General features: G+C 44.1%; 10 protein-coding genes and 1 other annotated feature. Of the genes, 2 read left to right on the forward strand and 8 right to left on the reverse strand.

The genetic code is table 11. The features are described from left to right. Nucleotides 1-18: 18 nt before the first annotated feature. Nucleotides 19-2,478: a bifunctional aspartate kinase/homoserine dehydrogenase I gene (thrA, locus tag R7F67_RS00325; protein ID WP_054576669.1), complete on the reverse strand. Its 2,460-nt coding sequence runs from the start codon at nt 2,476-2,478 to the stop codon at nt 19-21. 53 nt (nt 2,479-2,531) lie between these two features. Beyond that, nucleotides 2,532-2,651: a sequence feature (Thr leader region), on the reverse strand. Further along, complete coding sequence (thrL, locus tag R7F67_RS00330) at nt 2,587-2,664, reverse strand: thr operon leader peptide (protein ID WP_074192076.1); 78 nt, start codon at nt 2,662-2,664, stop codon at nt 2,587-2,589. Its footprint overlaps the feature before it by 65 nt. Before the next feature lie 423 nt (nt 2,665-3,087). On the opposite strand from thrL, the gene R7F67_RS00335 reads away from it, so the two are divergent. Next, the gene (locus R7F67_RS00335; RefSeq protein WP_047102035.1) at nt 3,088-3,558 is read left to right on the forward strand and encodes a hypothetical protein; all 471 of its coding nucleotides are present in this window, start codon (nt 3,088-3,090) and stop codon (nt 3,556-3,558) included. Here R7F67_RS00335 and R7F67_RS00340 read toward each other — a convergent pair. Together R7F67_RS00340 and R7F67_RS00345 are read right to left on the reverse strand one after the other, a co-directional pair. Then, nucleotides 3,555-4,037, reverse strand: coding sequence for a putative 4-hydroxy-4-methyl-2-oxoglutarate aldolase (locus R7F67_RS00340; protein ID WP_005381822.1), 483 nt, complete (start codon nt 4,035-4,037; stop codon nt 3,555-3,557). The two genes, R7F67_RS00335 and R7F67_RS00340, sit on opposite strands and share 4 nt — an antisense overlap. Before the next feature lie 64 nt (nt 4,038-4,101). Continuing rightward, nucleotides 4,102-4,509 (reverse strand): DUF3293 domain-containing protein, encoded by a 408-nt coding sequence (locus R7F67_RS00345; protein WP_005381823.1) that lies wholly within the window; start codon nt 4,507-4,509, stop codon nt 4,102-4,104. Between the two features lie 361 nt (nt 4,510-4,870). Between R7F67_RS00345 and arcA the strand changes: the two genes are divergently transcribed. Continuing rightward, on the forward strand, nt 4,871-5,587 hold the full coding sequence (gene arcA, locus R7F67_RS00350) for a two-component system response regulator ArcA (protein WP_005381824.1): 717 nt from the start codon (nt 4,871-4,873) through the stop codon (nt 5,585-5,587). Between the two features lie 85 nt (nt 5,588-5,672). Here the strand turns inward: arcA and R7F67_RS00355 are convergent, their stop codons facing one another. From R7F67_RS00355 to R7F67_RS00370, 4 genes are all read right to left on the reverse strand, one after another. After that, nucleotides 5,673-6,122 (reverse strand): hypothetical protein, encoded by a 450-nt coding sequence (locus tag R7F67_RS00355; RefSeq protein WP_005381825.1) that lies wholly within the window; start codon nt 6,120-6,122, stop codon nt 5,673-5,675. 1 nt (nt 6,123) lies between these two features. Next, complete coding sequence (gene arcB / locus R7F67_RS00360; RefSeq protein ID WP_005381826.1) at nt 6,124-8,478, reverse strand: aerobic respiration two-component sensor histidine kinase ArcB; 2,355 nt, start codon at nt 8,476-8,478, stop codon at nt 6,124-6,126. A gap of 237 nt (nt 8,479-8,715) precedes the next feature. Next, on the reverse strand, nt 8,716-10,461 hold the full coding sequence (locus R7F67_RS00365) for a GGDEF domain-containing protein (RefSeq protein ID WP_017633632.1): 1,746 nt from the start codon (nt 10,459-10,461) through the stop codon (nt 8,716-8,718). Between the two features lie 35 nt (nt 10,462-10,496). Then, complete coding sequence (locus tag R7F67_RS00370) at nt 10,497-11,456, reverse strand: TIGR01212 family radical SAM protein (RefSeq protein ID WP_017633631.1); 960 nt, start codon at nt 11,454-11,456, stop codon at nt 10,497-10,499. Nucleotides 11,457-11,573: the final 117 nt, after the last annotated feature.

Here is an 11,573-nt window from a genome sequence, read left to right on the forward strand (position 1 = left end):
CACTTGAACTCATTATTGTTATACCCCTAGTTTCCAACCTAAAGTACGCATCACGTCAGAAAATACACCCGCAGCCGTTACTTCGGTGCCTGCACCATAGCCACGTAACACTAGTGGGATTGGCTGATAGTAACGGCTGTAAAATGCCAGTGCGTTTTCACCGTCCTTGATTTTATACATTGGATCGTTTTCATCCACCGCTGCGATGCTTACTGTGCACTTGCCCTCATTAATTTCACCAACGTAGCGCAGTACTTTGCCCTCTTCCGCTGCCCTTGCAGATAATTCTTTAAAGTAGGCGTCTGCTTCAGGTAAACGCGCCATAAATTCATCAACGCTACCAGAATCATCAAAACCTGGTGGCAGTGCTTGATCAACCACAACGTCTTCTAGTTCTAGAGACATGCCTGCTTCACGAGCTAGGATCAGAAGCTTACGCGCGACATCCATACCAGAAAGATCATCACGAGGATCCGGTTCAGTAAAACCATTTTCTTTTGCGATATTAGTTGCTTCACTTAGGCTCATACCTTCATCTAACTTACCGAAGATGTATGACAGAGAGCCAGAAAGAATACCGCTAAAGCGCTCTAGCTCATCACCCGCTGAGATTAGGTTTTGCAGGTTTTCGATTACCGGTAGACCCGCCCCCACAGTTGTTTCGTACATCAGCTTGCGACGAGAGCTGCGCGCAACATCGCGAAGCTGATGGTAGTAAGCCATGCTTGCTGTGTTTGCTTTTTTATTTGGTGTAACGACATGGAAACCAGCAGCTAAGAAATCAGCGTATTGATTCGCGATATCTTCACTTGATGTACAGTCAACCAATACTGGGTTGATGATGTGGTTACGTTGAACCAAAGAAATCAAACGCGCTAGGCTGAACTCTTCTGTCGCTGCCGACATACGATCACGCCAATGATCGAGTGGAAGACCTTCACTATCAAGCAGAAGACCTTTGCTGTTTGCCAAGCCACACACGCGGATCACGATGCCTTTTTCCGCAAGCTTCGCCTGTTGACGCTCGATCTGATCCACCAGCTCACCACCAACGCCGCCAATACCAACCACGAATACGTCTAAGAAGTGCTTAGAGTTGAATAGGTTTTCGTGACACGCTTTGATCGCTTCAGAGATTTTATCTTCAGGAATCACGGCTGAGATAGCGCGCTCAGATGAGCCCTGTGCGATGGCTACAATGTTTACGTTCACTTCAGCAAGAGATGAGAAGAAGCGAGATGCAACACCGCGCGATGTACGCATGCCGTCACCAACCAACGTTATGATTGAAACATTATCAATAAACTCGACCGGCTCTAATAAGCTATCTTTCAGTTCCAACTCAAACGCATCGGCCAGTACTTGTTGCGCTTTTGCTTTATCTTCTGCCTCAATACAGAAGCTAATGCTGTACTCAGAAGAAGACTGAGTAATAAGAACAATAGACACACCAGCGGAAGACATTGCGCCAAATACGCGGCTTGCCATGCCAACCATACCCTTCATACCTGGGCCGGAAACGTTAACCATGGTTAGGTCGTTTAGCGTCGTGATACCTTTGATCGCCAGATTGTCTTCACCAGTGTCTTGCCCAATCAGAGTTCCTGCACCTTGTGGGTTAAAGCTGTTTTTGATCAGACATGGGATGTGGAACTGCGCGATAGGAGCAATGGTTTTCGGATGCAAAACGGAAGCACCGAAGTAAGAAAGCTCCATCGCTTCTTGGTAGCTAAGAGATTTAAGCAGGCGAGCATCTTCTACTAAACGAGGGTCACAGTTGTATACACCGTCTACGTCAGTCCAGATCTCACAACAATCTGCGCGCAGACACGCCGCAAGAACCGCCGCTGAGTAGTCTGAACCATTACGACCTAGTGTAACTAGTTCACCTTTCTCGTTACCGGCAGTAAAACCAGGCATGATGTTCACATGACCTTGAGGAAGAGGATTCTGGCGGAAGTTCTGAGTCGAAACTTCAACATCGACCATGGCTTCTAGGTGATCGCCTTTTGCGTATAGATACTCGACTGGGTCGATAAGATGCGCAGGTTGGCCTTTCGCTTCAAGCACTGCCTTCATCAATTGAATTGAAACGCGTTCGCCTTTGCTGATGATGCGTGCATTGACGTTATTTGGGCACATGCCAAGAAGGTTGATGCCATGAACGAACTGGCGTAATTGAGAGAGAGAAGTTTTCACTTGGTTATCGAAAGCTGAACCATCGATATTGGGTAGTACTGCTTGGATTTGAGTGAAGAGCGTTTTAAACGACTCCTCCAACTCTTTGATTTGTAGTTCTGCTTCACCATTGCGCAATGCGCCTTCAATGACCGCAACCAATTTGTTTGTTGTTTTACCAGGAGCGGAAAGAACAACCGCTACTTCTTCTTGTTGAGCGTTATTGGCAATAATGTCTGCCGCTCTCAAAAAGCGATCTGCATCAGCTAGTGATGATCCGCCAAACTTCAATACTCGCATCCCTTCCTCCGGTATATCTTCTTAAATTTGTCTAAATTCTGGATAAAAAAGCATAAAAAAAGGCCTGTATCTTGTTGGATACAGGCCTTTTTTGTGAATTTCTTTCGCTCAGCAGCCTGCCCCAACATGTGTCGTGTCGGTAATAATAATGGTCGTGGTCATTACTACTAGGCTGTTAGATGGCATAAATAAATATTCAACGTTAATTGTGTTTGCTTAACTCTACGTTTACCGAGTTTCTGATACATAGTCAACAAAAAATTGTTTGTTTTTCCATCTTTCAGAGATTTCTGCTAAGCAATGTCATTGATATTTATAGTTAATTACACATTATTGATCATTTGGAAATCTACAGTTAGTTTTTGTAAAGGACTTAACTATCATCACCAGTTCGGTTTTTTATCTAATAACTAGTCTAATCTTTGCCATAAAACGTACGATCAAATAATTCGAGAGGGTTGTGACACATAACAACAACTTAACTGTGACTTATGTTCATAGGATCGAATTATTTAGAAAATAGGTGAGCTAGCTTTCATATTCTATGCTTTAATAGTGAGAAGCTTTGGGCGCATACTAATAAAAAAGTTGACACAAGGAGTGGTGAACATGAAAAGATGGCTTTTTCTGTTGCTGTTTTTTGTGCCTGGTGTTTGTCTAGCCAACGAGCTTCCGCCGCTTCCAGGTAAAACATCCCCTTCTCCTCATAAACTATTCATTTCCAGCGACAGTTATCAGTCTGACAGTTTTGATGTTTGGAATATCGATACGGGTTACGCCTACGAACTTTTTGATTCGGTAGACGTTTATGTCGGTGCGCGAGTCAATAACTCTCCTACCCAAAATCAAAGTGGTTTTTTGAGTGGGATCAGCTATCACTTTAATGATCGTGTCACGCTGAAAAGTACAGTTCGCTCTTACAAGAATGAAACAGCGGAAGGTATTCGCCAAGACGACAGTAGCCTCGCGGCTGAAGTATCAAGTCGCGTAAAAATTACCGATAAACTGGATCTTCACGCGACTCTTGATTACCAAGATTGGCAACAAGGCTTTGAGGTTGGTTTAGGCTTTCGTTTTTAGAAGTCCAGCTTTTGCTTAGAAATCAACACACCGTTCCAGTCCGCGTAAACGTAGTGCTTAGGTTGAACGATTTGGTTTTGCATCGTTAAGGTTACGTTTACCTCTCCTATCCCGCGTTTCTCTGTTTTAAACGGGTTAGTTCCAAGAGCTTGAACGCCAATGTCCATTTGAGATATTTGTGCTACGTCGCGTATTGCACCATAGACAATGATACCTTCCCACCCATTTTCTATTCCGAGTATCGCTAATTGATCGCCGAGTAATGCTCTCTGACACGATCCATGTCCGTCAACAATCAATACTTTACCCGTTCCATCTTCGCCCAGTACTTCACGCACTTTCGAGTTATCGTGATAGCAGCGCACCGTAACGATTTCACCGTAAAAAGCGCTACGTTGACCAAAGTTCTGCAATGGTAAAGTAAGCAAGCTCACTTGGTCTTCAAATTGGTCACAAATATCGGGTGTAATGTCTCTCATATTTCCTCCGTGAATTTTCTCACCCAAGCGGTGCTTCAGTGAGCAGTATCCTTTTCTATACCTTCTATACGAGCCGAGGTTTAATGGAGCCTAACGTATGAAAAACTTTCGGCTGCGAGCACGCAATAAGATAAAGTTGGTCATTAATGACGTAATAAATCGCGTTTTGTTGAAAGTCACTCGCCAATTCAACGGCTACCTCTGGCGACAACTCGACGGCAAAGCTTTCCTCATACCATGTAAAAGCGCTATCACCTACCGTGACAGGCGCGTAATTAACGTGCTGTAGCTGTTTTTCTAACGCGTGATTGTTTATGCTGTTCTCTTCTTTGGACCTCAAGTTACTGTATGGGTTCCAAGCGGTTATCACAGCATAGTTTGAAACACGCCACTCGGCTTCGAATCTGAAAAAAGATTCTGAATAAGCATTCCATAACGATGCGTCTATGTTCTTATTACTTTTTTCTATCATAAGTCTTAAACGATTAATAACAGTTACATTTCATCAATTGATATAAATCAACAAACTGAATGGAATTAACATTTGAGCATTGTTAGCATGCTGTTAACAATATAAAATCCGCTCAATATCTTAGGGTGTTTACGTTTCAGGCCCCACTGAAAGCAGGAAATGAAAGGTAAACAAGCCCTTTAGAATAAACGTCGCCATTGGATACTGGTGAGTTGGCAAAATTCCATGGAGGGCGGATAACTGAAAGAAGTGTTTTTTTGATCAACTTGATTTATTATCAAAATCACATTACCTGTATGTTATATTTTTGCCTAGAATTTATTCTATTAGCACAATTTTGTCACAAATTTAGGTACCGCCAATGCAAACCCCGCAGATTCTTATCGTTGAAGATGAGCAAGTAACTCGTAACACTCTTAAGAGTATTTTTGAAGCAGAGGGATACGCTGTTTTTGAAGCCAGTGACGGTGAAGAGATGCACCAAGTGTTGTCTGATAACTCAGTCAACTTGGTTATTATGGACATTAATCTTCCAGGCAAGAATGGCCTTCTACTAGCGCGTGAATTACGCGAGCAAGCGAACATTGCTTTAATGTTCCTGACAGGCCGTGACAATGAAGTAGACAAGATCCTAGGTCTTGAGATTGGTGCAGATGACTACATCACTAAACCATTCAACCCACGTGAACTAACTATTCGTGCACGTAACCTACTTAGTCGCTCAATGAGCTCTAACGCGGTGCAAGAAGAGAAGCGCTCGGTAGAAAAGTATGAATTCAACGGTTGGGTACTAGACATCAACAGCCGCTCTCTAGTAAGCCCTGCTGGTGATAGCTACAAGCTACCTCGCTCTGAGTTCCGCGCATTACTGCACTTCTGTGAGAACCCGGGTAAGATTCAAACTCGTGCAGATCTTCTTAAGAAGATGACTGGTCGTGAACTTAAGCCACACGACCGTACTGTAGACGTAACGATTCGTCGTATCCGTAAGCACTTTGAGTCTGTTTCAGGTACGCCAGAAATCATCGCCACTATCCACGGCGAAGGTTACCGCTTCTGTGGCGATCTAGAAGACTAGATTTAACCGCTAATATGCAAAGGGCTTGCTCATTGAGCAAGCCCTTTTTGTTTTAGGTCTAACGACTAATGCAACATCATTGCGGTTAATAAACCTTGTTAATCTTCACGTACTTTTCGACTAACCAACGCTGTTTACCCGCATCGTCTAGAAGCACTGCGATATCAACCGATTTTTCTGTGTTCACATCAATGTGAGACGAGAACGCCACCTCCCATCGGCTTTCACTGTGCGTTCGAGTATCTAAAGACGCACTGTCCACCAACCACTCTTTTTGCCCCTGTTTAATAATAAGAGCTTCTGCCGTTAGATTTGCAGGAAGTAACTGATCTCCTTCGAGGTAAAGTGCACCTTGAATACTTTGCTCTTCCACGTCCCCAATATTCGGCATGAGGTTCACCCATAAATTACTTTTGAGCTCAACATTAACCTCATTAATCGTAATCTGACTGTTTTGTTGCCAATTCACATTTGGAACGGAACTACAGCCTGCCATCAATGCCATGGCTAATGCCAATGGTGCGATTCTTTTCATGTTATTTCCTTTGTTCCAACCAACTTTTGAGGACTTGAATATCGTTTTGGTATTCATTTTTGATCTCTTCAACCCAGTCTGAAATGTTTTCCCACCATGCTGGCATATCGGGCGATTGCGCTTTTTGCGCCACACTTTGGATACGTTTCAGGCCAATTGAACCTGCAGCACCTTTGATTTTATGCGCTTCAGAAACAATCCCATCTTGATCTTTCGCTGTCATGTTCGAATCTAAGACATCGATATAGTCTGGCATCATATCTTCAAACATTTTTATGCTGTCGTAGACAGGTTTTGCACCAACAATGTCGACGTAAGACTCTAACATATCCATATCGAGCAAATGTGTCTCAATCACAGGAGAAGGCACTGGCTCTTCCACTGTTTCGGGACCGCTCACCACTTCCTTAGGTTGTTCTAACTGGTGAGCGAAGAATTTATCAATCACTGACTGAATAGCATTCACTGCCAGCGGCTTACTGATCGCATCATCCATGCCGTTATCTAAGTATTCACGACGATCTTTCATTACATTAGCAGTTAAGGCGACCAATGGAGGAAGATTGTTATAATGCTTGCGGTAATAATTGGCGACATCAAAGCCTGTCATATCAGGCAGTTGGATATCCAACAACGCTAAGTCGTATTTTTCTGGCACAAAGTTCACTAACGCTTCTTGGCCCGTCATTGCCACGGTGACAGAGTGCCCTAGGCTCTCTAGTAACGATTTAGCCACAGTTACGTTAAGCTCGATGTCTTCGACCATAAATATGTTGAGGCGCACATTGTCGCGTTTCGCATCAATGACTGGCTCAGCTAGTTCAACAATCGGAACGTGGATCGATACAGTAAAAGTGCTACCAAAGCCTTCCTCACTGGTAACCGTAATGTCACCATCCATCATATTGATCAGTTGCTTAGATACCGCCAAACCAATACCTGTACCGACCGCATGCAGGTTGTCCTTGCCTGATTTCACTTGGTAGTACATCGCAAAGATCTTATCTAGCTCTTCGTCTGGGATACCAATACCTGTGTCTTCCACTTCCATAATAATGGTCGCAAAATCGTCTTCGACATCCGCGCTCACTGTCATCACAACGCCACCTTCCTTGGTGAACTTCATTGCGTTGCTGACCAAGTTCCAAATCACCTGACGTAGACGGGTTGCATCCACTTCAATTGCTTTTGGCAAGTCGCTTAAACGTTCTAAGTCAAAGCGTAACCCTTTTTGTTCCGCCATCAGAGCTGAGATACTCTCAATCTCTGCGACGAAGTCTTCGAAGTTAAGTGGCGCAGGTAATAGTTCTAACTTACGGCGATCAAATTTATCCATATCGATAATATCGTTGAAGATGTTACCTAGAGTAATCGCACTCACATTGATGGTCTGCATGTGTTTACGCTGCTCTTCTGTCAACGGACTATCTAGAAGCATACGACTTAAGCCTACAATGCCATTCAGCGGCGTTCGCAGCTCATGACTGATGGTTGAGATGAAGGTAGTTTTGTCGCGGCTTGCTTTCTCTAACGACTCTTCATGGCGCTTACGTTCAGTGATATCACGACCGAACCCAACGAGACCAAGGTGGCGGCCATCTTTGCTGTAAAATGGCACTTTACGCAGCTCAAAGTAATGCTTGCGACCATCTGGGTATTCGAGCCATTGCTCGTAAGTAATTGCTTGATTATCGGCAAAAACCTTTTGGTCAGTATCAACGATATGCTCGGCGATTTCTTTGCTATACACATCCCAAGGGCTTAATCCGACTAACTGGTGCTCTTTCTTGCCCGTTAGCTCTTCCATCGCGCGGTTACAGCCAGAGAAAACACCATCCGCATTGCGGTAGTAAATTAAGTCTGGTGAGGCATCAATAAATGAACGCAGTAATGCGGTACGTTCTGCCAACTCTAATTGAGTACGTTCGCGTTGGAACACCTCATTTTCGAGGTCTTGCATCGCCTCTTCACGTGCTTCTTCCGCTTTAATACGCTCTTCAATTTCTTGGTTAAGCTTTTCAATGTTTTGTTGAAGTTGGTAATTCAGCTCTTGATCTCGCGAACGCATGTCCTTCAGTTTGGACACCAGCTTAGTTAAACGCTGGCGAGACTCTTCTAGTTGATCGACAACCACAGAGAGGAAGTAAACCGCCCAAGGGGTGATCAATAGACCAAAAAACACCGAACGGACAATGTCGATATCATCTACTCGCCCTTTGAGAGCTAAAGTAATCCCTACCTGCACCACAACAGCTAATGCCACCAGCGCAAGGGCTAGCAAAATAGAGAAGCGAACAATCCCCAGTTTGACTAGCAAGTCGACATAATACTGGGCGAGATTTTTCATGGGTTTCATTAACTACTCCATGGTGGTGGCTAGATAGCGCCATTCGATGATGAAAAACAGGTAAATGCACTCGACCTAACGCAATTTAGGTCTGTTTGATTAGTGAAAAACACACGGTGCGATCTGCTCTTGTGATACGAGATAAAAAGATAAACCAACGAGCGCACAGGCTTGTGTAAGTTTAACGTGTTTAATACGGTGATTTAAACAATCAGCTATCAACTTAGAGCAAGCGGTCACAAAGCGTTAGCAAGAACTGGGGTGAATACAAGTGCGATTACGTCCATCAGCTTTAGCTTGATATAACGCACTGTCAGCCATAGCGATGCCCATTTCGGGTTCATCACCATGCTGAGGAATGTAAGAGACCAGACCGATACTGACGGTAAGGCGTTCAGATGCTTCTGAACTGTCGTGTTCCATATCAAGCTGTAGAATTTTCTCATGAATACGCTGTGCTACGTTGCGCGCACCTTCCGTGGTGGTATTCGGCAAGATAAAACCAAACTCCTCGCCACCATAACGCGCAACACAATCCGAAGAACGATTGATGACTTGTGTAAACACGGTAGCAACACTGACTAACGCTTCATCACCTTGTTGGTGACCGTAACAGTCGTTGTAATCTTTGAAAAAGTCGATGTCACATAACATGATGGTGAGCGGCAGCTTTTCTCTAGCATGGTGGTACCACAATACCTGCAGTTGTTCATCGAAACGGCGTCGGTTCGATACTTGAGTTAAGCTATCCATAAAGCTCAATTTTTCTAACTCTAGGTTGGCTTTTTCCAACTTTTGTTCTGCAAGATAACGCTCAGAAATATCACGCGCCATGATCAGCACACCATTCGTTCCTGATGCTTTATCTTTAAAAGGCGATTTCACCACATCAAACCACGTACTTTTACCATCACTACTCACGACTTTATCTATGTATCGAACTGGCTCTAACTGGCGTAATGCTTCTAAGTCACTGTCTGCTAAGCGCGCGTACATCTCTTTAGGAATCACGTCTTGGAGGCGCTTACCTATCAAATCAGAAATTTTTGAAATTCCTAACGCCTTAACAAAAGGCTGATTACACGCTTGATAGACCATGTTCTCATTGAAAATACCAATAGAGTCCGGACTGGCATCCAGAATCGTTTGTAAGATAGTATCTCTTTGCGCTAGCGCCACCTCTGTATCTTTGCGACGCTCCATTTCATCTCGCAGATTCTGTTGCATCTTGTGCCATTCAGTCACGTCATGACTAATAGACAGCGTACCGATAAGCTCACCACTCGGCGAAACAAGAGAGTTTTGATTGACTTCCAGTAAGCAACTTCGACCTTGTGGATCCGTTGTCCATTTACGTTCGCTTTTTCTGGTCATCTCACCCAAGGTCTTGGATGCGCAAGCTTCTTCCCTTCGCCCTTGCCAGAATTGATCAAATGCTCGATTGGTCGTTAACAGATTGCCTTGGCGGTCTTGGGTACAAATCAGCTCTGAAAGTGAGTCTAATGCCGAACGTGCGATGATTAATTGTGCAAGTTCTTGTTGCTGCTCTTGGTGAGTGGCTTGATATGGCTGAGCATAAAGAATCCAAACTCGATGATTGCGCAATAAACTCTTTCTGCCTGACAGCTCCACTTTAATAGATTCACTATCAGATAGTCGCCAGTCAAAAGCCTGCTGACGAAAATGACTACTAGAGAAGCGATCGAGAAACTGCTCAAGCTCATGAATATCGAATAAAGCAGGATACAAATACCCCGTTCCCAAAGAGCGAATGCCTAATAACTGCATCGCAGCCTGGTTAGATAGCAAGAGCTGAGCATGGCTAGTGTCCACCACTATGACTGGATAGGGAGAATCCGTTACTAGTTGCTTAAGTGACGTCTGAAAGTGCAAATAGATCAGTGCTAACGCGCACACGCCTGCGATTAACAACAAGACGACATAGCCATAACCGCCTTGACCACCCCAAAGCCAATTGAGTAACTGATCCATCGTTTAAACCTTCAAAGAACACTGGTTAAAATATATCAGTTATTTATTGAGCGATCTGCTATTAATTCCGGTTTAGTATAGATAAAGGTATTCCCCGTAAGACTCCCTTGAGCACCATGAGCACTGAGATCTCGACCAATTTCCGTCATCGCTAGCCAACGGTTTTCACACCACAGAGGCGATAATAACGTGGGCCTCCTGGCTGCTGATGAAACGCGATGATAAATCACATCTGGTGGTGTCATACGAATCATTTCACTGGCGATCGCAACATATTCTTCTAATTCAGGGGCTTCTAGCTTTCCAGCACGCCAAGCTTTCGCCATGGTGCTACCTTCGACAATATGCAAGCCATGTAACTTGATGCCATCCGTTCCCACGGCCAACACTTTTTGCAGCGTTTCAATATTTTCGGCGCGGGTTTCTTTGGGTAAACCCACAATTAAGTGAGTACAAACCTTGATTCCGAGTGTTCGAGCACGCTTAGTGATTTCGGCATAACACTCAAAGTCATGACCACGATTGATACGTTTGAGGGTGTCGTTGTTGGCGGTTTGAAGACCTAGTTCTAGCCAAATTTCATAACCTTGCTGTACATAGCCCGACAGTAAATCCAATACCGCATCAGGGACGCAATCAGGACGCGTCCCCACACAAAGACCAACCATGTCTGCAGCCTTTAGTGCTTCCTCATACATGTTTTTGAGAACTTGTACTTCTGCATAGGTACTGGTGTAGGCCTGAAAATAAGCGAGATACTTCTTCGCTCTGTGAATTTCACCTGCGCGATCTTTTAACTGTTCGTGAATGCTTTTTATCTGGACTTCTTCATCTGCAAACGAAGCCACATTGCAAAATGTACATCCTCCCCGCCCAATCGTGCCATCGCGGTTAGGGCAACTAAATCCACCGTGCAATGTTAACTTATGAACCTTTTCACCGTATCGACGCTGAAGATCTTGGCCGATTGTATTGACCAACTCATGTAACTGCATAAATTCTCACCAACAATAAATCGTAATCAATCTCACTACGATCTGTGTAAATAAATTACATCCCTGCAAGAAAAAACACACAATATTAATCAATTCAAACACCCACCATGCAGGTCA

The organism is Vibrio sp. YT-17, from assembly GCF_033337375.1.
GTDB lineage: Bacteria > Pseudomonadota > Gammaproteobacteria > Enterobacterales > Vibrionaceae > Vibrio > Vibrio alginolyticus.

Coding starts and splice junctions, on each gene's coding strand:
- R7F67_RS00370 (WP_017633631.1), bottom strand. CDS start 11,456: ATGCAGTTACATGAGTTGGTCAATACAATCGGCCAAGATCTTCAGCGT.
- arcB (WP_005381826.1), bottom strand. CDS start 8,478: ATGAAACCCATGAAAAATCTCGCCCAGTATTATGTCGACTTGCTAGTC.
- thrL (WP_074192076.1), bottom strand. CDS start 2,664: ATGCCATCTAACAGCCTAGTAGTAATGACCACGACCATTATTATTACC.
- R7F67_RS00355 (WP_005381825.1), bottom strand. CDS start 6,122: ATGAAAAGAATCGCACCATTGGCATTAGCCATGGCATTGATGGCAGGC.
- R7F67_RS00340 (WP_005381822.1), bottom strand. CDS start 4,037: ATGAGAGACATTACACCCGATATTTGTGACCAATTTGAAGACCAAGTG.
- R7F67_RS00335 (WP_047102035.1), top strand. CDS start 3,088: ATGAAAAGATGGCTTTTTCTGTTGCTGTTTTTTGTGCCTGGTGTTTGT.
- R7F67_RS00345 (WP_005381823.1), bottom strand. CDS start 4,509: ATGATAGAAAAAAGTAATAAGAACATAGACGCATCGTTATGGAATGCT.
- arcA (WP_005381824.1), top strand. CDS start 4,871: ATGCAAACCCCGCAGATTCTTATCGTTGAAGATGAGCAAGTAACTCGT.
- thrA (WP_054576669.1), bottom strand. CDS start 2,478: ATGCGAGTATTGAAGTTTGGCGGATCATCACTAGCTGATGCAGATCGC.
- R7F67_RS00365 (WP_017633632.1), bottom strand. CDS start 10,461: ATGGATCAGTTACTCAATTGGCTTTGGGGTGGTCAAGGCGGTTATGGC.